This window comes from Henriciella mobilis (assembly GCF_003576315.1).
GTDB classification, from domain to species: domain Bacteria; phylum Pseudomonadota; class Alphaproteobacteria; order Caulobacterales; family Hyphomonadaceae; genus Henriciella; species Henriciella mobilis.
Map to the genome: position 1 here is coordinate 269,013 of NZ_QWFZ01000039.1, position 23,605 is coordinate 292,617.

22 protein-coding genes are annotated in these 23,605 nt (G+C 62.5%); 7 read left to right on the forward strand and 15 right to left on the reverse strand.

The genetic code is table 11. The annotated features are described in order from the left end of the window. Positions 1–32: 32 nt before the first annotated feature. The 3 genes from D1227_RS18510 to D1227_RS18520 are packed head-to-tail and all read right to left on the reverse strand — an operon-like array spanning position 33 to position 3,135. A complete protein-coding gene (locus tag D1227_RS18510; RefSeq protein WP_119405733.1) occupies positions 33–1,319 on the reverse strand; it encodes a homoserine dehydrogenase in 1,287 nt (428 codons plus the stop codon). Continuing rightward, complete coding sequence (locus D1227_RS18515) at positions 1,316–2,545, reverse strand: LL-diaminopimelate aminotransferase (protein ID WP_119376589.1); 1,230 nt, start codon at positions 2,543–2,545, stop codon at positions 1,316–1,318. The genes D1227_RS18510 and D1227_RS18515 overlap by 4 nt, the downstream gene beginning before the upstream one ends. Positions 2,546–2,595: 50 nt before the next feature. After that, positions 2,596–3,135 (reverse strand): hypothetical protein, encoded by a 540-nt coding sequence (locus tag D1227_RS18520; protein WP_147373353.1) that lies wholly within the window; start codon positions 3,133–3,135, stop codon positions 2,596–2,598. Between D1227_RS18520 and D1227_RS18525 the strand changes: the two genes are divergently transcribed. Beyond that, positions 3,101–5,266 carry a PHA/PHB synthase family protein gene (locus D1227_RS18525; protein ID WP_119405735.1) on the forward strand — a complete coding sequence of 722 codons (2,166 nt, stop codon included), beginning with the start codon at positions 3,101–3,103 and terminating at the stop codon, positions 5,264–5,266. The genes D1227_RS18520 and D1227_RS18525 overlap by 35 nt on opposite strands. Here the strand turns inward: D1227_RS18525 and argC are convergent. From argC to rplM, 3 genes are all read right to left on the reverse strand, one after another. Further along, on the reverse strand, positions 5,224–6,267 hold the full coding sequence (gene argC / locus D1227_RS18530; RefSeq protein ID WP_119405736.1) for an N-acetyl-gamma-glutamyl-phosphate reductase: 1,044 nt from the start codon (positions 6,265–6,267) through the stop codon (positions 5,224–5,226). The genes D1227_RS18525 and argC overlap by 43 nt on opposite strands. An 87-nt stretch (positions 6,268–6,354) precedes the next feature. Beyond that, positions 6,355–6,840 carry a 30S ribosomal protein S9 gene (gene rpsI, locus D1227_RS18535; protein WP_119376585.1) on the reverse strand — a complete coding sequence of 162 codons (486 nt, stop codon included), beginning with the start codon at positions 6,838–6,840 and terminating at the stop codon, positions 6,355–6,357. Positions 6,841–6,845: 5 nt separating this feature from the next. Beyond that, positions 6,846–7,310, reverse strand: coding sequence for a 50S ribosomal protein L13 (rplM, locus tag D1227_RS18540; RefSeq protein ID WP_119376584.1), 465 nt, complete (start codon positions 7,308–7,310; stop codon positions 6,846–6,848). A gap of 36 nt (positions 7,311–7,346) precedes the next feature. Here rplM and D1227_RS18545 point away from each other — a divergent pair, with 36 nt between their 5' ends. Then, entirely contained in the window at positions 7,347–8,378 is a 1,032-nt protein-coding gene (locus D1227_RS18545) for a hypothetical protein (RefSeq protein ID WP_119405737.1), read from the forward strand. Here the strand turns inward: D1227_RS18545 and D1227_RS18550 are convergent. Then, positions 8,338–9,387, reverse strand: coding sequence for a COX15/CtaA family protein (locus D1227_RS18550; protein ID WP_119405738.1), 1,050 nt, complete (start codon positions 9,385–9,387; stop codon positions 8,338–8,340). The genes D1227_RS18545 and D1227_RS18550 overlap by 41 nt on opposite strands. A gap of 85 nt (positions 9,388–9,472) precedes the next feature. On the opposite strand from D1227_RS18550, the gene D1227_RS18555 reads away from it, so the two are divergent. Beyond that, positions 9,473–9,664 carry a DUF2842 domain-containing protein gene (locus D1227_RS18555; RefSeq protein WP_158586724.1) on the forward strand — a complete coding sequence of 64 codons (192 nt, stop codon included), beginning with the start codon at positions 9,473–9,475 and terminating at the stop codon, positions 9,662–9,664. Here D1227_RS18555 and D1227_RS18560 read toward each other — a convergent pair whose 3' ends face one another. Continuing rightward, positions 9,665–10,645 carry a phosphatidylserine decarboxylase gene (locus D1227_RS18560; RefSeq protein WP_119405740.1) on the reverse strand — a complete coding sequence of 327 codons (981 nt, stop codon included), beginning with the start codon at positions 10,643–10,645 and terminating at the stop codon, positions 9,665–9,667. A gap of 17 nt (positions 10,646–10,662) precedes the next feature. Next, positions 10,663–12,501 carry an ABCB family ABC transporter ATP-binding protein/permease gene (locus tag D1227_RS18565; RefSeq protein WP_233349910.1) on the reverse strand — a complete coding sequence of 613 codons (1,839 nt, stop codon included), beginning with the start codon at positions 12,499–12,501 and terminating at the stop codon, positions 10,663–10,665. A 101-nt stretch (positions 12,502–12,602) separates the two neighbouring features. Between D1227_RS18565 and D1227_RS18570 the strand changes: the two genes are divergently transcribed. Beyond that, on the forward strand, positions 12,603–13,166 hold the full coding sequence (locus tag D1227_RS18570; RefSeq protein ID WP_119376578.1) for an LOG family protein: 564 nt from the start codon (positions 12,603–12,605) through the stop codon (positions 13,164–13,166). Between the two features lie 4 nt (positions 13,167–13,170). Here the strand turns inward: D1227_RS18570 and gltX are convergent, their stop codons facing one another. The 4 genes from gltX to D1227_RS18590 are packed head-to-tail and all read right to left on the reverse strand — an operon-like array spanning position 13,171 to position 18,276. Further along, positions 13,171–14,514: a glutamate--tRNA ligase gene (gene gltX, locus D1227_RS18575; RefSeq protein WP_119405742.1), complete on the reverse strand. Its 1,344-nt coding sequence runs from the start codon at positions 14,512–14,514 to the stop codon at positions 13,171–13,173. After that, the gene (locus D1227_RS18580; RefSeq protein WP_119405743.1) at positions 14,514–16,169 is read right to left on the reverse strand and encodes an NAD+ synthase; all 1,656 of its coding nucleotides are present in this window, start codon (positions 16,167–16,169) and stop codon (positions 14,514–14,516) included. The genes gltX and D1227_RS18580 overlap by 1 nt, the downstream gene beginning before the upstream one ends. 22 nt (positions 16,170–16,191) lie before the next feature. Then, the gene (locus D1227_RS18585) at positions 16,192–17,352 is read right to left on the reverse strand and encodes a DegT/DnrJ/EryC1/StrS family aminotransferase (protein WP_119405744.1); all 1,161 of its coding nucleotides are present in this window, start codon (positions 17,350–17,352) and stop codon (positions 16,192–16,194) included. Between the two features lie 3 nt (positions 17,353–17,355). Continuing rightward, complete coding sequence (locus D1227_RS18590; RefSeq protein WP_119405745.1) at positions 17,356–18,276, reverse strand: Gfo/Idh/MocA family protein; 921 nt, start codon at positions 18,274–18,276, stop codon at positions 17,356–17,358. A 164-nt stretch (positions 18,277–18,440) separates the two neighbouring features. Here D1227_RS18590 and D1227_RS18595 point away from each other — a divergent pair, with 164 nt between their 5' ends. From D1227_RS18595 to D1227_RS18605, 3 genes are all read left to right on the forward strand, one after another. Then, entirely contained in the window at positions 18,441–19,463 is a 1,023-nt protein-coding gene (locus D1227_RS18595; protein ID WP_119405911.1) for an NADP-dependent oxidoreductase, read from the forward strand. Between the two features lie 28 nt (positions 19,464–19,491). Continuing rightward, positions 19,492–20,403: a hypothetical protein gene (locus D1227_RS18600; protein WP_119405746.1), complete on the forward strand. Its 912-nt coding sequence runs from the start codon at positions 19,492–19,494 to the stop codon at positions 20,401–20,403. Positions 20,404–20,498: 95 nt separating this feature from the next. Beyond that, a complete protein-coding gene (locus D1227_RS18605; protein ID WP_084393670.1) occupies positions 20,499–20,765 on the forward strand; it encodes an HU family DNA-binding protein in 267 nt (88 codons plus the stop codon). A gap of 24 nt (positions 20,766–20,789) precedes the next feature. On the opposite strand, the gene D1227_RS18610 is transcribed toward D1227_RS18605, so the two are convergent. After that, entirely contained in the window at positions 20,790–22,175 is a 1,386-nt protein-coding gene (locus D1227_RS18610; RefSeq protein ID WP_119405747.1) for an MATE family efflux transporter, read from the reverse strand. Positions 22,176–22,194: 19 nt separating this feature from the next. Further along, complete coding sequence (locus tag D1227_RS18615) at positions 22,195–23,574, reverse strand: class II 3-deoxy-7-phosphoheptulonate synthase (protein WP_119376571.1); 1,380 nt, start codon at positions 23,572–23,574, stop codon at positions 22,195–22,197. Positions 23,575–23,605 lie beyond the last annotated feature (31 nt).

Here is a 23,605-nt window from a genome sequence, read left to right on the forward strand (position 1 = left end):
TGACCCGCCGGATTTTCCAACCCGGCTCCTTCTTAATCCGTTGACGCTTCGATCGCCATGACTTGCGGCGAACCTACATTCGATTCGAGCCCGCGAACGCGCTCTCTGGCATCCTCCATTTCACCGCGCGAACAGACATGCGTCACGATCGCGATCGGCGCAGCGCCATTCTCGTCGGCCGAATCCTGGAGCAGCTTGTCGACTGATACGCCGCTCTCGGCAAGCGCTTCGGTCAATTCGGCAAGGGCGCCTGCACGGTCTGCCAAACGAACGCGCAGGAAATAGGCGGATTTCTCATCAGGCTTGGCAAAGACGAATTTCCTGACGTCGTGATGTTCGGCCCGGCCAAAGGCCGGACGGGCAATCGGATTGAACAGCTTTGCCACATCGCCCATCACCGCGCTCGCCGTCGGCCCCGGCCCGGCACCCGGACCAGTCAGCGTCACTGCGCCAAGCGGCTCACCCTCGATGCGGACCGTGTTCAGGCTGCCATTGACCCGCGCCAGCGGATGGCTGGTCGGCATGGCCAGCGGCTCGACCCGGCAGACAACGCCGGCATCAGTAATCTTGCCTTCGGCGATCAGCTTGATGCGCAGGCCCAGCCTGTCGGCAAGGTCGAGATCGAGCAGCTCCAGCTCATCGACGCCGCGCACGGAGACTTTCGAGAAATCGAGATCGGCAGAAAAGGCGATCGCGGCCAGGATCGCTGCCTTGTGGGCGGCGTCCATGCCCGACACGTCCAGCGTCGGATCGGCTTCGGCAAAGCCGAGCCGCTGCGCCTCGGCCAGTACGACCTCGTAAGGACGCCGTGTGGTCAGCATTTCGCTGAGCAGGAAGTTGCAGGTTCCGTTCAGGATGCCTGTCACGCGCTTTACATCGACGCCAGCCAGCGAGTCGCGCAGGACGCGCACCACCGGCACACCGCCCGCCACAGCCGCTTCGAACAGCAGATCGACATCGTTCTCGCGCGCAAGCTCGGCCAGCTCCTGGCCATGCATGGCGATCAGCGCCTTGTTGGCCGTGATCACCGCCTTGCCGGATTTCAGCGCCGTCTCGACGGCCACCTTGGCCGGTCCATCCGATCCGCCGATCAGCTCGACGAAGACATTGATGCTGTCATCGGCGGCGAGCTTCGAGGCATCGTCGAACCAGGCGTACCCATCGGTCGAAACCGGACGGTTGCGATTGCGATTGCGCGCCGTGACGCCAGCAATCTCAACCTTGCCCGGCAGCCGCAGCGTCTCCTGTTTCTGGACGAGATCGATCAGCCCGCACCCGACATGGCCAAGTCCGGCGATCCCCAGTTTCAGTGTCTTCAAACTCCTTGCCCTCCGGCCCGCAACTCATGAACGGCGCCCCTGCTATCAGTTTCCTGCGCCTGAAGGAACCGCTTGATGTTGCGCGCGGCCTGCCGGATGCGCTGTTCATTCTCAACAAGCGCGATCCGCACATAGCCGTCCCCACGTTCGCCAAAACCGGCGCCGGGGGCGACAGCGACGCTCGCCTCATTGATCAGCTTGAGTGCGAAGTCGACGCTGCTCATATGCTTGCATGCTTCAGGCAGCGGCGCCCAGCAGAACATCGACGCCGATGGCACGGGAACGTCCCAGCCGGCCCGGCCGAAACTCTCGACCAGCGTATCGCGCCGTGCGCGGTAAATCTGGCGGGTCTCCTCGACACAGTCCTGCGGACCGTCGAGGGCCGCGCAGGCGGCGACCTGGATCGGCGTGTAGGCGCCATAGTCGAGATAGGATTTGACCCGGGCGAGTGCGGCGATCAGCCGCTCGTTTCCGGCGGCGAACCCGATCCGCCAGCCGGCCATCGAATAGGTCTTCGACATGGTCGTGGTCTCGACGGCGATATCCCTGGCGCCGTCGACCTGCAGGATCGAAGGTGGCGGGTCGTCGAAATAAATCTCGTTATAGGCCAGGTCCGACAGGATCCAGATGTCGTGCTTCTTCGCGATCCGGACCGCTTCCTTGTAGAAGTCCAGGTCTGCGACAGCGGCGGTCGGATTGGATGGATAGCACAGCACCATCGCGGTCGGCGGCGGCACGCTGTAGCGGATCGCATGTTCGATATTGGCGAGATACTGCTCAGGCGTCTGCGCGGGCACGCCGCGGATCGACGCGCCGGCAATGATGAAGCCGAAAGAGTGCAGCGGGTAGGACGGGTCCGGCGCAAGGATCACGTCCCCCGGGGCCGAAATCGCCTGGGCGAGGTTGGCAAACCCTTCCTTTGAGCCAAGCGTCACGACCACTTCGCGGTCCTTGTCCAGCGTTACGCCGAACCGGCGCTCATAGTATTTCACGAGCGAGCGGCGCAGGCCGGCAATGCCGCGCGAGGCCGAATAGCCATTCACGTCCGGCTTGCGGGCCGTCTCGCAAAGCTTGTCCACGATATGCTTGGGGGTCGGCAGGTCCGGATTGCCCATGCCGAGGTCGATAATGTCCGCGCCCTCTGCCCGCAGCGCCGCCTTGCGGCGGTTCACCTGTTCGAAGACGTAAGGCGGCAGGCGCCTGATCTTGTAAAATTCACCCGGCATGGGCGGTCTCCTGAGTGGTCGGTTTGGGGCAGTAATTCAGTTCTTATAGTCTAGCGGCGCGCGCGAGGGCGATCAAAACGCGCTTTTAGCAGAGCAATCTGCTGATCCGTCAAGAAATCAGCTGGAGTATCGCGCGCATCGACGCGCTGGCGGATTTCCGCAGCCCACTGCATCATCATCGCTGGTGTGAGGTATGACGGCTCGGATCGCGGGTTGGCGTAGAAGGCCTCGCGAATGGCCTTCTGTTCTGCCGCGCTCTTGACCAGCCCGGTCTGGCGCACCTGGTAGGATCCGTCAGATGGCACAGTATTCAGCTTGGGATAGCCCCTGCCCTGAAACTCCTGCTTGCGTGCCTCATACCAGTCCGGCGCCGCTTCGCGCAGCTCCGAAATCCTGTCCATGGAGCCTGCACATCCGGCAAGCAGGGCACATATCAGCACGGCAGTTAGGCGCATCTGGCGGTTTTTCCCGTCTCGTTGGTGATTCCTAAAACGTTTCATCTCTATATGTGATGATGTAGATTGGCGATAATAAGGTGATGGAAGTTCAGAAGATATGCAGGACAGGGAAAACAGCACATTAAACGCCATCCTGTCAGAGCAGTCTCCTGAACAGCTGCAGGCGATCGGCATGGCCCTCGCCGAAGCAGCTGTTGAGTCGCAGGCGATCCTGACGGAAGTGATGACGCAAGGGCGCCCCATGAGCGGCGCGATGAATGGCCAGGCCGACCCGCATGGCCTGATGGACACCTATGGCAAGCTCGGCCGGTCCCTGGCGACCAATCCGAGCGCCATGCTCAATGCCAATCTCGATCTCTGGATGGGCTGGGTGAACCTCTGGAAGGAGTTCGCCACCGGGGAAATCAGCGCGCCCCAGGACAAGCGCTTTTCCGATCCCGAATGGTCAGCCAATCCGGCCTTCGAATTCATGCGCCGGGCCTATGAGCTGAATGCCGACTGGATGATGTCGATCATGAACTCGGCCGACGACCTGTCGGTAGCCGACAAGCGCAAGGCGCAGTTCTATACCCGCCAGACGGTTGATGCGCTTTCGCCGACCAATTTCTTCGCGACCAACCCGGCGGCCCTGAAGGCGATGCTTGAAACGGGCGGCCAGAGCCTCGTCGAGGGACTTCGCAATGCGCGCAAGGACCTGCAGAGGGGCGGCGGCAAGCTGTCGATCAGCCAGTCGGACGAAACCCCGTTCGAAGTCGGCAAGAACCTCGCGACCTCGCCGGGCAAGGTTGTTTACCGCAATCCGCTGATCGAGCTGCTGCAGTTCGAGCCGTCGACGAAGTCTGTTCACGCCCGGCCGCTGCTGATCTTCCCGCCCTGGATCAACAAGTACTACATCCTCGACCTGCGCGAGGAAAACTCGATGATCCGGTGGCTCACCGAGCAGGGCATCACCGTCTTCGTCGTGTCCTGGCGCTCGGCAGATGAGGAGACCAAGGACTATACCTGGGACGACTATGTGAAGAATGGCGTGCTCGCCGCACTTCATGAAGCAACGACCCAGACCGGTTCGGACTCCGTCAATGCCGTCGGTTACTGTATCGGCGGCACGCTGCTGACCAGCGCGCTGGCCTATATGGGAAAGACCGGCGACAAGCGGATCAATTCAGCCACTTATTTCGCCTCTCAATCGGACTTCACCGATGCCGGCGACCTCATGGTCTTCACTGACGAGAATGCGCGCGCCCAGATCGACGCGATAATCGAGGACAATGACGGCATCATGCCGGGCTCGGTCATGGCCGAGACGTTCAACTGGCTGCGGCCGGTCGATCTCGTCTGGCGCTACGTGGTCGACAATTACATGCTGGGCAAGAAGCCCCGCCCCTTCGACCTGCTCTACTGGAACTCCGACCAGACGAATATTCCGGGCCATATCCACCAGACCTATCTGAACGCTCTCTACGGCCGCAATGAACTGGCAGAGGGCAAGTTCAAGGTGTTCGGCGAGACGGTGAACATGGGGGATATCAAGATCCCCGTGACGATCCAGGCGAGCCGCGAAGACCATATCTGCCCGTGGCACTCCATCTATCGCGCGGCCCGCAAGTTCGGCGGCGACGTCAATTTCGTGCTGGCCGGATCAGGCCACATTGCCGGCGTGGTAAACCATCCGCGCGCGGAGAAATATCAGCACTGGACCAATCCGGACCTGCCCGCAACGCCGGAAGCCTGGCTCACGGGCGCCGAAGAGACCAAAGGCTCCTGGTGGCCGAGCTGGCTTGAATGGCTGGAGCCCAAATCGGGTGAGATGGTCCCGGCAAACCCCGTGCCCGACCGCAAGCTGGGCGCGGCGCCCGGCACCTATGTGAAGATGCGCCTCAGCGCCATCTCGGCAGGAGCGAAGCCGGATACGACTTATTGCGATCCGTTCGAGGCCCCAAAACCCGCTCCGGCCAAGAAACCTGCGGCCAGCCGGAAATCGACAGCCGCGTCAAAGCCAGCGGCTGCCAGCCGTCCGAAGACCGCAGCCGCTTCGAAGAAAACCACGAGCAAGACAGCCGCGCCCGCAAGGAAGAAGACTGCAGCTTCGAACAGCAAGCCGAAGTCCACAAAACCCGCTGCCAAGAAGGCATCGGCGGCCAAGAAAGCCTCAACCGGCGCAAAGGCCGCGCCTGCGAAGAAGAAGGCACCCGCCTCGAAGAGCAAGGCGGGCAAGTCCGGTCAGGGGAAGAGCGGCAGAAGCACGTCCAACCCGAGCGCCTGATCCCAGCCCATCATCAGGTTGAGGTTCTGGATTGCCTGGCCGCTTGAGCCTTTGACGAGATTGTCGATCACACCGAACACGATTACCCGGCCGGATGCCCGGTCCGGAAAGACGCCGATCCGGCACTCATTCGTGCCACGCACATGGCGCGTATCCGGCGGCGGTGAGCCGAGCGGAAGGACGGTCACGAAGGGCTGGCTCTTGTAGGTCTGTACAAGGGCCGCATGGATGGCGTCTGCATCGCCGCGCACATGGCAGGTCACCATTTCGCCGCGCGCCATCGGGATTAGGTGCGGGGTGAACGTCACCTCGACCGAATTGTCACCGGACATCAGCCGCAGTTCCTGCTCGATCTCCGGCGTATGCCGGTGGGTGCCCACCCCATAGGCATGGACGCCTTCGGTCACCTCGCAGAACAGGTTTCCTTCCTTCAGGCCACGGCCAGCCCCGGATGCCCCGGACTTGGCGTCGATGACGATCGTGTCCGTATCGATGACGAGCGGGTTCATCAGCGGCAGAAGGACGAGCAGGACCGCGGTCGGGTAGCAGCCCGGACACGCCACGAGGTCGGCCCCGGCGATCTTGTCGGCATAAAGCTCACTGAGCCCATAGACGGCATTGGCAGTCCGCTCTGGCGCAAGGTGCTCGCGGCCATAGGCAGCCGAATAGGCCTTCGCATCACGGAAACGGTAGTCAGCAGACAGGTCGACCACTTTCACATGCGATGGAAGCGTTTCAATCAGCTCCTGGCTGGTGCCATGCGGCAGACAGCCGAACGCCACGTCCACCTCGTCCCAGCGAACATCATCCGACGTTACAACATCGAGGTCATAGGCCCCTGAAAGATGTGGAAAAATTTCCGACAGGCGCTTGCCCGCCAGCGCGTTGCCAGTGGCCGCGACGGCTTCGACCTTCGGATGGTTCCGGAGCAGGCGCACAGTCTCTGCGCCAGTGTATCCGGATGCGCCGAGTATGGCGGCTTTCAGAACGGATTGAGTCATGGCCCTCCCCTCTCATGCTTTCAGGCAAAGAAAAAGGGCGCTCCCGGAAAGAAGCGCCCTTTCGAACAATCTGGTTGCCCGTACGGCCTAGCGCTTCGAGAACTGGAAGCTGCGGCGTGCTTTCGCACGGCCATACTTCTTGCGCTCGACCGTCCGCGGGTCGCGGGTCATGAAGCCGAACGGCTTCAGGACGGCACGCAGGCCCGGCTCATAATTGACCAGAGCGCGGGCAATCCCGTGACGAACGGCGCCAGCCTGCCCCGAAAGGCCCGAGCCCTTCACCGTGCAGATGACGTCGAACTGGGTGCGGCGGTCCGCTTCGACCAGCGGCTGTTCGATCACCATGCGCAGCACCGGGCGAGCGAAATACTGCTCCTGGTCCTTGCCGTTGACGGTGATCTTGCCGGTGCCCGGCTTGATCCAGACGCGGGCGGTGGCCGACTTGCGGCGGCCGGTGCCATAGGCGCGGCCAAGCTCGTCGATCTTCGGCTCAACAACCACAGCCTCTTCGGCCGCAGCTTCACCACCGGTGACGGATTTCAGGTCTTCAAGCGAATTGGCTGTATCGGACATGGTGATCAGTCGACTCTCTGATTCTTTTCATTCATCGACGCGAAGTCGACGGATTCTGGTTTCTGGGCTTCGTGCGGATGCTCGGCGCCGGCATAGACGCGCAGCTTCGACAGCTGCTGGCGGGCCAGCGGGCTTTCACCCGGCATCATCCGCTTGACGGCGAGCTCGATGGCCCGCTCCGGGAAACGGCCAGACAGGATCTTGCCGGCCGTCGTTTCCTTGATTCCACCCGGATATCCGGTGTGGCGGTAATAGGTTTTGTCGCGAAGCTTGTTGCCGGTGAAACGGGCCTTCTCCGCATTGATGATGACGATGTGATCGCCGGTATCGATGTGCGGCGTAAAGTCAGCGCGATGCTTGCCCCGCAGCCGCTTGGCGACATATGAAGCAAGACGACCGACAACGACATCTGTCGCATCGATGACGATCCACTTGTTCTCCACGTCAGCTGGTGCGTTATAAGTCTTCATTGCTCCTCGGGAGCCTCTCATTCGGAGTGTTGGAATATGTTCAAGCGCCCGCGTTTAAGCGCGCAGACCTTCCCTGTCAACGCAGGGATCGCCGGTTTCCTGCTTTTCTATGCCGCGTCTTGCTCAGGTCCGCAAGAGCCCGAACAACCGGCGCCGGAGTCTGGCGTTACAGAAGCGCCCGGCACAGCTGAAACGACAGATCAGGCCGCCACAGAACCCGATACGCTGCCCGCCGTCTGGATGACGCGGGAGCTCGACTTCCCGGTCAGAAGCATTGGCCTTGCCGGCGGCGCCGGCTCGACATTCGCCGTCGCTTATGATGGCGCCGGCCTCCAGGTCTTCAACTTCGACGGCGAGCGCATTTCCGAAGTATCCGACCATGACGTCGCCGCGCTCGCCCAGGGCCGCTACATGTTGCTGTCCGGCACTCCAGTCACGCTCTATCCCGGCATCGATGCCGAGGGCGAGCTGAAAGTCTGGCTGCATGGCGGGGGCATCCAACCGGCCATAGAGTATGACCTTCGCGGCGCCGAAGGCTCTTCGCTCGCCGGCATCTGCGCCGCCGAGCCAGCCGACCGCGACTCAGCCCTGCTGCGCATCGCCTACTGGACCGAGGCATCCCCGGCGGTGCTCGAAATTGGTGATCTCGTCGAAAGCGGTGGCGAGCTTGAGTGGCAGAAGAGCAGTGATGTCTCAGTCAGCGAACCCATCGAAGCCTGCACCTTTATTGCAGACCAGCCGCAGACCTTCGCCGCGCCGGTGGCCGGGGCTTCGGGGCTCAAACGCCTCGGCCGTGAGACGCTCGTGACACTCGGCGCCGATGGCCGGCTCGATGTCAGCGTCGATGGCGGCGATGTGACCCGCTATGACGTCATCGACGGGATCACCGTCGTGGTACCCGACCAGCCAAAAGCCATTGCCGCGACCGGCGATGCCCGCAGCGGAGGCTATCCCGGCGGGCTGATCGTGCTGGGCGGCGATATTGAGCCGGGCGACCACCGGGTCGTCATGGTCGACCCGAGCAAGGTTACGCTGACGCCGCTGACTGAGGCTGCTGTCGGGCAGTAAGCCAGACCAGCCTTACGGACGCCACGAACACGGCGACGCCAAGCGCCTGGTGCAGGATGGCGAGTTTCAGCGGCGCGCCGTTCACCAGCGTAATGATTCCCCATGCCGCTTGCAGCGTGACCAGCGTTGCAAGCGTCGCGAACTCCCGTGCGCCCGGCTTGCCATACCGCATGACCAGGACGGCCAGTGACAGGCCCCATATGACATAAGCCAGAAGGCGGTGATTGAATTGCGTCGCTTCGCGCCCTTCGAACAGGCTGCGCAGACCAAGCTCGGCATGGAAATAGTGAGACGGTACAAGTTCGCCAGCCATGAGCGGCCAGTCGGTATAGGTCCGCCCGGCATCGAGCCCGGCGACCAGCGCGCCGCTCGCCATCTGCAGGAAGATCAGGCCGAGCATCAGCACCGACACCAGCTTCAGCCGCGATGAGACGGCGAGCCCTTCCCGTCTGCCAAGGTCAAGCCACAGCCAGACCGTATACCCGATGATCACCAGCGCGAGGACGAAATGGGTCGCCAGCCTGTAGGGCGCGACATCCAGCCGCTCGGTCTCCCCGATCCCGCTGGACACCATCCACCAGCCAATCGCACCTTGCAGGCCACCCAGTGCGATCAGGCCCAGAAGGTGGCCCGCGAGCGGCTTCGTCAGCCAGCCTTTCAGCCAGAACCAGGCAAAGCCACCAATGGCGACGAGGCCGATCAGCCGGCCGAACAGGCGATGGCCCCATTCCCACCAGTAGATGTACTGGAACTCGGCCATCGTCATGTTGAAATTCTGTTGCTGGAATTCGGTGGTCTGCTGGTACTTCGCAAATTCGCTCGCCCAGGCGTCCGCGCCGATGGGTGGCAGGGCGCCGCTGATCGGGTCCCACTCGGTAATCGACAGGCCGGAATCGGTCAGGCGTGTCATCCCGCCAATCAGGATCATGGCGTAGACCATGACGGCAATCAGGATCAGCCAGCGGCGAATCCAGAGTGCGGCGATATCACTTTTTGCAGCTTGCCTCATGCGCCCCTATCTGACGTGAACCACCGCATCTGCAAGCGGCCAAGGCGTCGCATCCCGCAGTTTGTTGCAGTTCAAGGAGAAGACATTGCGCAAGATCGTCGCCGGAATCACCCTGCTTGCCTTCATCGCACTGTGGATATTCCTCGCGGCCACCATCGGCACGCGCATCACAGGCGCGCCGGATTGGCTGCAGCTGGTCTTCTATGTCATTGCCGGGGTCGCCTGGGTCATCCCGCTGCGCCCGCTGATGCGCTGGATGAATTCGCGCCCGTCCTGATCAGCTGTCCTTGGGCTTGTCGGGATCGTCGGACAGGCTGCTCGCCTTCCGCCTGAGACGCGCAAACATCTCGGCCGGGTCATTGCGGCGCGGATCGTCCGGGTCGAGATCATCGGTACCGGTTTCGTCGTCAGCCTCGCCTGTCGCCTCAGCTTCAGTCTCGCTGCCGCCTGGTTCCGCGTCGTCCTTATCCTCGTCCCCCTTGAAGGCTTCAGCCACTTCAGGCGGAAGCGTATCGGCGACTGGTTCCTCATCTTCATATTCCGGCGCAGGCGGCCTGAACCCATCGGCAGTTACGCCAGTCAGGTCGATCAGCGCCGTCTCGCCGCCAATCAACGTCCGTCCCGGCTCAACCAGGATCTTGCCTTCCAGCGGCACAAAGACATCACACCAGCCACCCAGCCGGCGCGTGCCGATGGTCTTGCCGGCGGTAACCCGGTCTCCCGCGTCCGCGCGCGTTTCAAGCCGCGGCCCGAGACCGCCTGTCGCGACACGCAGGCCGACCGGAACGGAATCGCCTTCTATCGCGAAGTACAGCACTTCCAGGCCGGCGGAATCTGGCTGCATCGCTGCGAAGGCTTCGGCGGCGCCTTCCTCACGAACGAGGTGATCGATGGTGCCCTCGACCGGGGCGTGGATGTTGTTGGAGGAAAAGGGCGAGGATGAAATCCGCACCCGCATGGCCGGCTCGCTCATGCGAAGCTCCTCTGGCGGATCGGCTTCCTCGATCGAGACGACGACCCCATCGCAGGGTGCGATCACGAGGCCGGGCTCGTCAGGGCTGACGCGTTCGGCTGTGCGGGTTGCGAAAAGCAGGACAAGGCCAGGAATGAAGGCCAGCCAGAAAAGCGGGCCCCACAGCATGCCGAGCAGAATGCCGAGCAACCACGCCGCGAGAAAGCCGACAATGCCTTCCAGGTCGAACCCGCTCTGGAACCAGGGAAATGTCCTGTCTGCGACTGACTTGCTCTTCTTGGCCATCTTGTCCTTCCGTAATCCTATTCGGCGACAGCAGCGAGTTTGTCCCTCGCGGCCTGGCGCTCCCACATGCGGGCATAGGTGCCATCTTGAGCTAAAAGCCTAGCATGAGACCCGCGTTCCACGATACGGCCTTCTTCAAGAACGATAATTTCGTCCGAGTTCTGCACGGTTGAGAGGCGGTGCGCGACCGTCAGCGTCGTCCGCCCCTTCGCGGCCTCGTCGAGCGCGTCCTGCACGGCCGCCTCAGTTGCGCTGTCGAGCGCTGATGTCGCTTCATCAAGGACGAGGACCGCCGGATCGGCCAGGATGACGCGCGCAATTCCGACACGCTGCTTCTCGCCACCCGACAGCTTCAGACCACGCTCGCCGACACGCGTTTCCCAGCCATCCGGCAGGGACTGAATAAACGGAAGCAGCTGGGCGCGCCGGGCGGCATTCTCGAGATTCTCAAGGCTCGCATCGGGACGCGCATACGCAATGTTCGCGCGGATCGTGTCATTGAACAGGACGACATCCTGCGGCACCAGGCCGAGCGCGCCGCGCAGGGAAGCCTGGGTCAGGTCCCGCACATCCTGTCCGTCGACCAGCACCGCGCCGTCATCCACATCGTAGAACCGGAACAAAAGCTTCAGCAGCGTGGACTTGCCAGCCCCGGACGTGCCGACAAAGGCGACCTTCTTGCCTGGCTCGACCTCGAAGGAGATGTCGCGGACGCCGACCGCTCTCGCATCATGGGTGAAAGCCACATTGCGGAACTCGACACGGCCCTCCGGATCGGTGAGCGCATGGGCGTCCGGCTTGTCGGCGACTTCCGGCACCATGCCGAGCAGCCCGTGCAGTTTTTCAAGGTCAACCGCGCCTTGCTTGATCTCGCGCCAGGCAAACCCGAGAATGTTCAGCGGCGCATAAAGGCTCAACAGGACCAGCATGACTGCCGTCAGGTCCCCGACCTCCATTGTGCCCTGCTTGTAGTTCCAGGCTGACAGCGCGAGCACGGCCAGCAGGCCGGCATTCATGATGAAAGCCTGGACCCCGTTCAGCAGGTACATGCTGCGCATCGCCTCGACATAGCGCTCATTGTAGCGCCGCATCGCATCGTCATAACGGCTGGTCTCGCGCTCTTCGGCGGCGAAAGCCTTGACGGTTTCGAAATTGGTCAGCGTGTCGATGGAGACCGCCCGCAACTCCGTGTCGGCCCGGTTCATGCGCCGGCGCTGGCGCACGCGCCATTCGGTGATGATCACCGTGGCAACGATATAGATGGCCACGGTACCGACGGCGATCAGGGAGAGACGGATATCATAGGCGACACCGAGGGCGATGGCGGCCAGCGTCAGCCGCACGAAGGTCGGACCGATATTGAAGGCGAGGAAGCGGATCAGATAGTCCACCGCCGAGGCCGCCCGCTCGATGACACGGTTCAGCGCGCCGGACCGCCGCGTCTGGTGAAAGGCCAGCGACAGGGACTGGGCATGGCCGAACGCATCGACGCAGGCGATCCGCTGCGCATCCTGGCTGACCGGGCTGAAAAGAGCGTCGCGCGCCTGCGGCAAGGCGGCGGCGAGAAAGCGAAGGCCGATAGCCAATGCGATCCAGGCCAGCGCCACCATGAGCGGCTGCGCCTCGGCGCCTTCCCGTCCGGCCACCTTGTTGATCGCATCGCCAAGTATGATGGGCGAGATGACTTCCAGCACAGCGGCGGCCAGCGTCAGCACGATGGCAATCCCCATGACGGGGCGCCATTTCGACAGTTCCGGCCGCCAGAGCAGCTTCAGAATGCGCGCTATGGACTTCCCCAGGCCGCCATCCGCGCTGTCGATCTTGTCATTATCGGGTTCACCAGCCATCGTCTTCATGGGCGCCATATGGGGCCAAATGCAGCTTAGGAACAGAGGATTACTGGCACGAATCCCTGCATCACGATACATGCCCTGCCGTCGATCTTGAGGAAGACAGAATGCCGAAGCTGAAATCCATCTGTGTCTATTGCGGTTCCTCGAACGAGGTGAAGCCGGCCTATATCGAACTGGCGCGGGCGCTTGGACGCAGCCTCGCGCAGCAGGATCTCAAGCTCGTCTATGGCGGCGGCGGCGTCGGCCTCATGGGGGCGTGCGCCCGGGCCGTTCACGAGGCTGGCGGCGAAGTCCTTGGAATCATGCCGAAATTCCTGCTCCAGAAGGAACGCATCTTCGAGGATGTCGAGCACCGAATCGTCGACGACATGCACACCCGCAAGCAGATGATGTTCGATGAGAGCGATGCCTTCATTGTCCTGCCCGGCGGCATCGGCACGCTTGAGGAAGCTGTTGAAATGCTGAGCTGGGCGCGCCTCGGCCTGCATGCCAAGCCAATGGCTTTTCTCGACGAGGACGGCTTCTGGTCGCCCTTCTTCGAACTGATGGATCACATCATCGACGGCAAGTTCACACCGGAAGAGTTCCGGGCCTGTCTCGTCCACGAGAAAACGCCCGAAGGCGCGCTCTCAGCCCTTCGGGACCGCGTTATCGTGATGGACAGCTAGGCCTTCAGGCTTTCGACAGACGCCGAACCACGGCCTCACGCCCGATCAGGGGCAGGATGACGCCCATGTCCGGGCCATGCTCCTGGCCGGTGAGCGCCTTGCGCAGCGGCATGAACAGGCCGCGCCCCTTGCGGCCCGAGGCCTCTTTCAGCGCGCCCGTCCAGTTTTTCCAGGTCTCGGAATTGATCTCGCCCTCCGGCAGCAGTTCGGATGCCTGCCGGATGAAGTCCTCGTCCTCGGCATCGACGATGGGCTCGATCTGGCCATAGGCGATATCCGCGAAATCCTTCGCATCGTTCACCGTCTGGCAGTTCTCACGCACGGCAAGCCAGAAGCGCTCATTGGCCGCTTCCGGCGAGATCGCCTCCAGCTGCGCCTTCACCGCTTCGAATGGCATGGCGTGAACAAGCGTCGCGTTCAGCGCCAGCAGGTCCCGCTCGTCGAACTTTGCCGGCGCCCGGCCGATCTTCGAGAAGGCAAACTCCGATGCGAGCACGTCAAGCGAGTCGCGCGCCTCGATATTGTCGCTCGTGCCGAGCTTGGCGAGATGCGAGAGGATCGCCATCGGGAAGATGCCGCGCGCTTCGAGCGTGTCCATGCTGAGTGAACCGAGCCGCTTGGAAAACGCCCCGCCCTCGGCATCGACCAGGAGCGGCGTGTGCGCCATATCCGGGGCCGTTCCGCCAAGCGCCTTGAAGATTTCAATCTGGGCGCCGGAATTGGTGACGTGGTCCTCGCCGCGCACGACATGCGTGATCTTCGCATCGATATCATCGACCACCGACGGCAGCGTATAGAGATAGGAGCCGTCCTCGCGGATCAGAACCGGGTCCGACACGCTGGCTGTATCAATGCTTTGCGGGCCGCGCACCAGGTCGTTCCATTCGACGCGCTCGCCAGACAATTTGAAACGCCAGTGCGGCTTGCGGCCTTCGGCTTCGTATTTCGCCTTGTCCTCATCGGTGAGATTCAGCGCCGCGCGGTCATAGACCGGCGGGCGCCCGCGCGAGAGCGCAATCTTGCGCTTGCGGTCGAGCTCGTCTGCGGTCTCGTAGCAGGCATAGAGCAGGCCAATGTCGCGCAGCTTGTCGGCTGCGGCGTCATACATGCCGAAGCGCTTAGACTGGTTGAACGTGTCGTCCCAGACGAGGCCGAGCCAGGTCAGGTCCGCCTTCAGCCCGTCTTCATAGGCTTGCGTCGAGCGTTCGGTATCAGTGTCGTCGATCCGCAGGATGAACGTCCCGCCCTGCCCCTTGGCGAACAGCCAGTTGATCAGTGCGGTGCGGACATTGCCGACATGGAGCTTGCCGGTCGGAGACGGCGCGAAACGGACTATGGGTGAAGACATCAATCGTCCCTGAAACGGTTCGTGATCGGATAGCGGCGGTCGCGGCCGAAATTCTTGCCGCCGACCTTCGCGCCGGGCGGCGCCTGCCTACGCTTGTATTCGGCAAGATACAAGAGATGCTCGATCCGTTTGACAGTCGCCTCGTCATGACCGCGGGCCATGATGTCGCGAATGTCCTCTTCATTATCGACAAGACCGCGCAGGATGTCGTCGAGCGTGTCGTAAGGCGGCAGCGAATCCTCGTCCTTCTGGTCCGCTCGCAATTCGGCGGATGGCGGCTTGGTGATGATGCGCTCAGGGATGACCTCGCCGGCCGGACCGAGCGCGCCTTTCGGATGATGCTCGTTGCGCCAGCGCGACAGGGCGAAGACTTCCGTCTTGTAGAAGTCCTTCAGCGGGTTGTAGCCGCCGCACATGTCGCCATAGAGCGTCGCATAGCCGACCGCCATTTCGGACTTGTTGCCGGTGGTGACCACCATGTGGCCGAACTTGTTCGACAGCGCCATAAGCGTCACGCCGCGCAGGCGCGACTGGATGTTTTCCTCCGTCGTGTCCGGCTGGGTTTCGGCAAAGGCATCGCCCAGCATCTCATCCATCGCGCTGACGCCCGGGGCAATATTGATGATGTCATAGCGCACACCCAGCATTCCCGCGCAGAGCTTGGCGTCCTCCAAACTTTCGGACGAGGTGTATTTCGACGGCATCATCACGCACCAGACCCGCTCAGGGCCGAGCGCATCGACGGCGATGGCCGCCGTCAGCGCGCTGTCGATGCCGCCTGACAAGCCGATCACAACGCCCGGAAACCGGTTCTTGTTGACGTAGTCTCCAAGCGCCAGCGTCGCTGCGCGGTATTCCATGTGCCAGCCATCATGATCGAGCCGGCAGCCGCGATCCTTCAGGATGAAGCGTTTGGCCTCGATATCGAACTCGGTCAGCTCCGTCCCGGCCTCGAACTGGCCTATGAGGCCGCAGCGCTCGCCATGGGTGGAGTTGGTGGCATAGGAACCGCCGTCGAAAACCAGCTCATCCTGTCCGCCGACCTGGTTGACGAAGAGGTATGGCAGGTCGAGCCCGCTCCAGCGGTCGAAGGCTTCAGCGCGTTCCGCATGGATGCTGCGCCGCCATGGCGAGCCGTTCGGAACGATCAGAAGGTCCGCGCCCGCCTCTTTCGCCGCTTTCGGTACGCGTTCGAACCAGACATCCTCGCAGATGGCGAGACCGATCTTCACGCCTTTCAGCTCGACGACGCAGGCCGGCGAGCGGCCCTTCTCGAACAGGCGCTGCTCGTCGAATACGCCATAATTGGGCAGTTCCTGCTTGTCATAGCGCGCAGAGATCCGACCGTCTTCGCAATAGATAATGGAGTTGAACAGGCCATCATCCTGCCAGGGCGACCCGATGATACAGGCGGGCCGCTCTGCGGTTTCGCTGGCCAGCTTGCGGACCGCTTCCATGCAGTCTTCGACGGCGCTTGGCTTCAGGACAAGATCTTCCGGCGGATAGCCGAGGATCAGCATTTCCGCGAATACGACAAGGTCAGCGCCTTTTTCAGCGCCTTCCTTCAGGGCCGCACGTGCCAGTTCGAGATTGCCGTCAATGTCGCCGACAATCGGGTTTAGCTGGGCGGTTAGAATCTTCAGCGTCTTCGTCATTCCGCTCACTTAAAGAGCGTTGTCAGCGCTGCAAAGCCCCTAGAAGGGTGTCACAGACACGATGCACCTGATCTTCGGAGAGATAGGGGTGCATTGGCAGGCTGAGAACTTCGCGCGACGCACGCTCACATTCGGGCAGGCCGCGGGCCGGCGCGAACTGCTCGAAGGCCGGCATCTGGTGGATCGGCGTGTCGTAATAGATCGCCGTCGGAATGCCTGCTTCGGAGAGCTTGGCACGAACCGCATCGCGGTCCGGTACGCGCACCGTGTAGAGGCCATAGGCCGGCTCGTCGCCCTGCTTGACGCTCTGCGTTTCGACTTTCCCGGCAAGGCGCTGCTCGTAGACACTCGCAGCCACGATCCGGCGCTGGCGCTCGGCTTCGAAAATGTCGAGCTTTTCCGACACCACGGCGCACTGGATCGAATCGCAACGGCCATTGATGCCGACGCGGATCGATTCCTTGCGATTGTCGCCCGTCCCATGCCAGCGGATGGAGCGCAGCAGCTCGCCCATCTCTTTGTCGCGCACCAGGATCGCGCCGCCATCGCCATAGCCGCCGAGCGTCTTTGTCGGATAGAAGCTGGTGGCCGAAATCTCTGCCAGCGTGCCGATCCACTTGCCCTCCTGCTTGCCGCCAAACGACTGCGCAGCGTCAGCGACGATCCTCAGGCCATGCGCGTCGGCAACCTCCTGGATTGCGGTGTAGTTGGCGGGAAGACCGTAAAGGTCGACCGGGATGACCGCTCGCGCCCTGAGATTGCGGGTTCCTTTGACGCGCTGGATCTTCCGCTCCAGGTCTTCGGGATCCATGTTGAAGGTGCCCGGATCGATGTCGACCAGGACTGGCGTCGCCCCGGCGAGGAGCACAGCGTTTGCCGTCGCATTGTAGGTAAAGCCCGGAATGAACACAGCATCGCCATGGCCATAGCCGAGCGCGATCAGCGGCATGACAAGCGCCTGCGTACCGGAACCAACGGCAACGGCATCGGCCGCGCCGGTGAATTCGCAGAGCTTGGCCTCGCATTCATCGACTTCCGGTCCGCCAATATAGCGGCCGTGGTCGAGGATCGTCGTCCAGCGCTGCTCAAGCGCAGGCCGGATCGTCGCCTGCTGGGCCTTCAGGTCAAAGAACTGGATCGGCGCATCGGCGGGAAGGTCGATCATCTTTTCGGCAGCGGCCATGGCTCAGGCTCCAATCGTCTGAAGAGCGGTCTGTTCAATGAGCTCGGCAAGCCGCACCGCTTCGGCAGCTTCCCGGCCGGGAATGGGGGTTGGCCGCTCGCCGAGGCAGGCGGCAAAGAAGGCTTCGTCGGCAGCGCCAAGCGAATCGGGCAGCACCTCGGAGACATCGGCCCGGATCGTATAGGGCGTGGAGTTCTCGACCTTGCGGGTCAGGAAATCGACCGAAATCGTGCCCGAGGGATAGGTCACTGTCATCGCGCGCCGGCGCTCGGGTGCCGCGCGGCTCGCCTTGATCACGGCGCTGGCGCCGGAGGGAAATTCGAGATCGGCCACCGCTTCATCGATATGCGGGGTATGGTGGCGCCGCCCTTCGCCGCGTGCCTTCGCATCCGTGCCCGCCAGCGTGACCGCAATATCGATGTCGTGGATCATCAGGTCCCAGATGACGGAGACGTCACCAGCCCGGCCTTCCGGCGATGGCGGCCCTTCGCGAACGGACTCGATCGCAATCGGCGATTCATCGATCTCGTAGAACCCCATCGCCTCGAGCACGAGGCGCTCCTGATGGCCCACCTGGAGGACGAGGCGGTTGCTGTCGGCCAGTGCAGCAAGCGCCTTGGCACTGGCGCCGTGCAGGGCCAGCGGCTTTTCCACGAGCACGTGAAGCCCGGCCTGGAGTGCGCCTTCGACAACCGCTTCATGATAGGTCGCCGGACAGGCAACCAGTACGGCATCGCAGCTTGCGTGCAGGTCGGCCTCGCTCTTGAAGGTGGATGTCCCGTGTTTTTCAGCCAGGGCTTCTGCCCGCGCCTGGTCGGGATCGAAAATACCGGTGAACCGGGTTTTCGCCGACGCGGCAATCTTGTTGGCGTGATAACCGCCAAATACACCTGCCCCGACCAGCCCGACTTTCAGATACGCCATTCTACACTCCAGTTTGGCTCCCCATCACACCGCTTTGGCAGTGCACGCAACTGGCGTCTTCAGCCGCGTTCATCAAAGAGTCTTGCGAAATCTTACCGGTTCGCCTTCACAGGGACCGCCCTCTCCTCCATCTGTGTTGTCAAACATAAGCAGGAGGAACAATGATGCCGTCAATCAAATCGAAGGAATGGTCGCTCGCAAACCGCCCCGTCGGAATGCCGAAGCTCTCCGATTTCGGGATGCGGGAAACAGACGCCCCCGAACCCGGCAATGACGAGATACAGGTGCGCAATTCCTGGATGTCTGTCGACCCATACATGCGCGGCCGGATGTATGACCGCGAAAGCTACGTCCCGCCCTTCCAGATCGGCGAAACCCTCCAGGGCGGCGCGGTCGGCACCGTCGTCGCGTCTAAACATCCCGACTATGCCGAGGGCGACCTTGTCGTCTCGATGGCAGGCTGGCGCGAAGCCTGGACGGCAGCGCCCGAGAGCGTGATGGCGAACAAGGTTCCAAAGACAGGTCTGCCCGATTCCGCCCTGCTCGGCGTGGCCGGCATGCCGGGCCTGACAGCCTATGCCGGCATTCTCCGCGTTGCTGAACTGAAGGAAGGCGACACGGTCTTCGTATCGGGCGCCGCCGGCGCGGTCGGCTCGACGGTGGTCCAGATCGCCAAGATCAAGGGCTGCACCGTGATCGGGTCCGCGGGCGGTGCTGAAAAATGCAAACTCGTCAAGGAGTTGGGCGCCGATCATGTGATCGACTACAAGCAGCATGACACCTACGACTCCCTGCTGGGCGCGCTCAGGGCCGCCGCCCCGAAAGGCATCGATGTCTACTTCGACAATGTCGGCGGCGATCACCTGCAGGCGGCGATCGAATGCGCCCGCCCGATGGGCCGGTTCGCGATCTGCGGCATGATCAGCCAGTACAATGACACCGAACCCCGGCCCGGCCCGAACAACATCATCCAGGTCGTCGGCAAGCAGCTCACCCTGCGCGGCTTCATCGTGTCGTCGCATGTTGATCTGCAGCCGCAATTCCTTCAGGACATGGCCGGCTGGATTCAGTCCGGCAAGATGAAGTTCGAAGAGACGGTCATGGAAGGGATCGAGGCGGCGCCCGAGGCGTTCCTCGGCCTGTTCCAGGGGCGCAACAAGGGCAAGATGCTCGTCAAGCTCACCTGACCGTCCAGTACCCTGATGGAGCCTAGCCATGGCGCGCCTGTTCGACGCCTATATCATTGTTGACTGGAGCGCGGCGAGCAAACCGGCGCAGGGAGCCAATTCCGTCTGGATTGGCGCCCTCGCCCGGGATGCGCGCCTGAAATTCCAGTTTCAGGCCGCCAATCCATCCACGCGCCTTGCCGCCCGCGACATGATCGCCGGCCTCGCCGAACGCTTTACCTCGCGCGGCGACAAGGTGCTGATCGGTTTCGACTTCAGCCTCGGCTATCCGGCCGGGACCGCCGAGGCGATCGGCCTTAAAACCGACGGCACGCCGGCCTGGCAGGCCATGCACGAGCATCTGTCGTCCAAGGTGAAGGAAAAGGCCGACAATTCGAACACCCGGTTCGCCATCGCCGCGGGCCTGAACTATGCCATGACCAAGGGGCCGCTTCCCTTCTGGGGCGCGCCTGCCCGTGATCAGATCCAGACGCTTTCCGGCACCAAGGGCGACTTTGCGAAATCACCCGTTGCCGAGTACCGGATCTGCGAGGAATGGGTCAGAAAAACTCAACGATCGAAGCCGAAATCGAGCTGGCAGCTTTACGGCGCGGGCTCCGTCGGCAGCCAGGCGCTGCTCGGCATTCCGACCGTCCAGGCGCTCAGAAAGACGCTGCCGAAATCGGCCATCTGGCCGTTCGAGACCGGCTTCGAGGCCTTCGATGCGGAGGCGCTCACGGACACCGACATCGTCTTTGCGGAAGTTTATCCGTCGCTTGTTTCCGCGAAGCCCGAAACCGGCGAAGTCGCCGATCAGGCGCAGGTCCGCGCACTCGCCCACCACTATTACGGATTGGACGAATCCGGAAAACTCGGTGCGCTTTTCGGGCCTCCGGAAGGGCTTGACAGCACACTTATCCCCAAAATTGTCGGGGAAGAAGGCTGGATTCTGCTGAAATAGCCCGTGGTTATTGGGTTTTCGGGCTATTTACCCCCTCCGAATCGTGTAGAAGACGAGCGCGGCAAGATATCGCCGTAAGCTAAAAGGAGAGCCCAATGAACAAGGGTGAACTTACCAAGGCCGTCGCAGAATCGGCTGGCATGTCTCAAGCAGACGCCGGCAAGGCGGTCGACGCTGTTTTCGACACCATCTCTGGCGCCGTGAAAAGCCGCAAGCAGGTGGCCATCGCTGGCTTCGGCACCTTCCACGCCAAGACCCGTGGTGCTCGTGAAGGCCGTAACCCGGCAACGGGTGAAACCATTCAGATTCCTGAGAAGACCTCAGGCGCCTTCAAGCCGGCATCGGCCCTGAAGGACATCTAAACTAAACTCTCCCGTGAGGGGACTTTAGACTGTTTGGCGGCGCGCTGGTCTCAACCGGCGCGCCGCTTTCATTTCAAGCAGGCCGGTTTGCAGCAGCCCGGCAATCATCGAGGCGATCAGCACGCCCTGCATCATGCCCATCGCGCCGCCGCCCTGATAGAGCCCAAAATACCAGGTCGCCGGAATCATGATGAGGAAGTACGAGCCAAGATGGATAAAGGTCGGCGTCCAGATGACGTTCTGCGCCCGCAGCGCCATCGAGGCGACGTTCTGCAACCCGTCGAAAACAATGACGAAGGCGGTGAAGCCGACCAGCGGAATGAGCTCCGGCCGGATCGAGACGCCCGCCACCTCCGCTTCGGACTTCACCAGCAAGCCGGCGAGCGGTGCCTGGAAGGTGTAGACAAGGATACCCAACACCACGCCAATGATGACCCCGGCCACGATGCCGAGGCGCGAAGCTTCACGCACCTCGTCGGCATTCTTGCGGCCATAGGCTTCAGCCACCCGCACGCTCGTTGCGGTGCCAAGGCCAAGAAAGGCCATGAAGCAGAAGCCGATGACGTGGATCGACATGCCGTAGACCGTCGTTGCGGCCGTGCTGATCCAGGTCGCGATCACAAAGGTGAAATTGAACCCGCCCCATTCGGCGATGTTCGACACAGCCATGCCGTAGCCGACCGAGAACTGCCGCCGGTTTTCCTCCGGCGGGCCTTCCGGCGAAGGCTTGAAGCCGGGCGTGAACCACCAGACGGCGGGCAGGAAGAGGAGGACCAGGAACCAGCGCGTTCCAGTCGTCGCAATCGCGACGCCGTCCGCACCAAGCTTCGGCATGCCCCACCAGCCCGCCACGACGGCAAGGTCGATGACGAGATTGATCAGCACGCCAGCATACATGATGGCGGTCACGACCAGCGGACGGCGTAGCGCCTCAAGGTAAGAGCCGGCAACATGGGTGAGCATGTGCCCGATCAGGCCGAAGCCGAGGATTTTCGATACCGACGCTGTGCCGCTCGCGACGCTTTCCTCAAAGCCGAGCCCGCGGAACATCGGCCCGACGAGGAAGAAGATGGCGAGGGTCAGGACGCCGCCGAACCACAACGAAAACCGTATGCCGCGCCGGAAGATGCGCCCGCTCTCTTCGGCCTTGCCGACGCCGGCAAGCTCAGCGGTAAGCACCGAGACACCCATGAGCAGGCCAATGGTCAGCCCGAGCGAGACGCCGATGGGCAGCCAGGAGTTCAGAACAAAGGGCAGCTCACCCGGCGCATTCTGGCCGAGCACGATCACGTCGGTCAGGCCCATCAGCATCATCGCAGCACGCGAGACGGCGATCGGCCCTGACAGCCGCAACAGATCTGCAATGTCGGACGGCCGCGCCCAGGCGGGCCAGACCCGCCTGCGGTGCATGGCGCTGTCTCCCTACGTCTTAGCTCGCAGCGCGAGTTTCTGCGTTGACGGCTTCTTTCATGAGCTGGAGCTTCTCTGCGATCAGGAAGGCCAGTTCAAGGGCTTGTTCGCCATTCAGACGAGGATCGCAATGAGTGTGGTATCGCGATGACAGGTCAGCTTCGGAAATCGCCTGGGCGCCGCCGATGCATTCGGTGACATCCTGGCCGGTCATCTCGAAGTGGACCCCGCCCGGGTAGCAGCCTTCAGACGACACGATGTCGATGAACTGGCTGACCTCGGACAGGATGCGGTCGACCGGACGGGTCTTGAAGCCGCTTTCCGTCTTCAGCGTGTTGCCATGCATCGGATCGCAGGACCAGACCACGCTACGCCCGCTCTTCTTCACGGCGCGGACAAGCGGCGGCAGGCCCTTCTTCACACCGTCCGATCCGAAACGGGAGATCAGCGTGATCCGGCCCGGCTCATCATTCGGGTTCAGCGTGTCGATCAGGCGAACCAGCTCGTCGGTTTCCATGCCCGGTCCGCATTTGATGCCGATCGGATTGCGGACGCCCTTGCAGAACTCGACATGCGCATGGTCGATCTGCCGGGTCCGGTGACCGATCCAAAGCATGTGAGCCGAGGTGTCGTACCAGTCGCCCGACGTGGAATCGATGCGTGTCATTGCTTCCTCGAAGCCGAGCAGCAGCGCTTCATGCGAGGTGTAGACATCGACCTTCGCCATCTGCGGCACGCTCTGCGAATTGACCCCGCATGCATTCATGAAGGACAGCGCGTCGCTGATGCGATCGGCCAGGGCCTCATAACGCTGGCCCTGCGGCGAGCGGTCGACGAAGCCCAGCATCCACTGGTGCACATTGGCGAGGTCCGCATAGCCGCCCTGGGTGAAGGCGCGCACAAGGTTCAGCGTCGATGCAGCCTGGGAATAGCCCTGGATGAGACGCTCCGGATTGGGAACACGCGCTTCCGGCGTGAAATCCATGCCGTTGATATTGTCGCCGCGATAGGAGGGCAGCGTTTCGCCATCCACCGTTTCCGTCGGAGAGGAGCGCGGCTTGCCAAACTGGCCTGCCAGACGGCCGACTTTCACCACGGGCTTCGACGCGGCGAAGGTCAGCACGACTGCCATCTGCAGCATGACGCGCAGCGTGTCGCGGATGTTGTCGGCGCTGAATTCCTTGAAGCTTTCGGCGCAATCGCCGCCCTGCAGCAGGAAGGCTTCGCCCGCGGCAACCTTGCCGAGATCCTTCTTCAGATGGCGCACTTCACCTGCAAACACCAGCGGTGGAAATCCCTTCAGTCGGGTTTCGACTTCGGCGAGGGCGGCGGCGTCCGGATAGTCCTCCGGAATGTGCTTTGCCGGCTTGCTTCTCCAGCTGTTCGGTGTCCAGGTCATCTCTACTTTCCTTCCAAGCGCGCGTATCAAT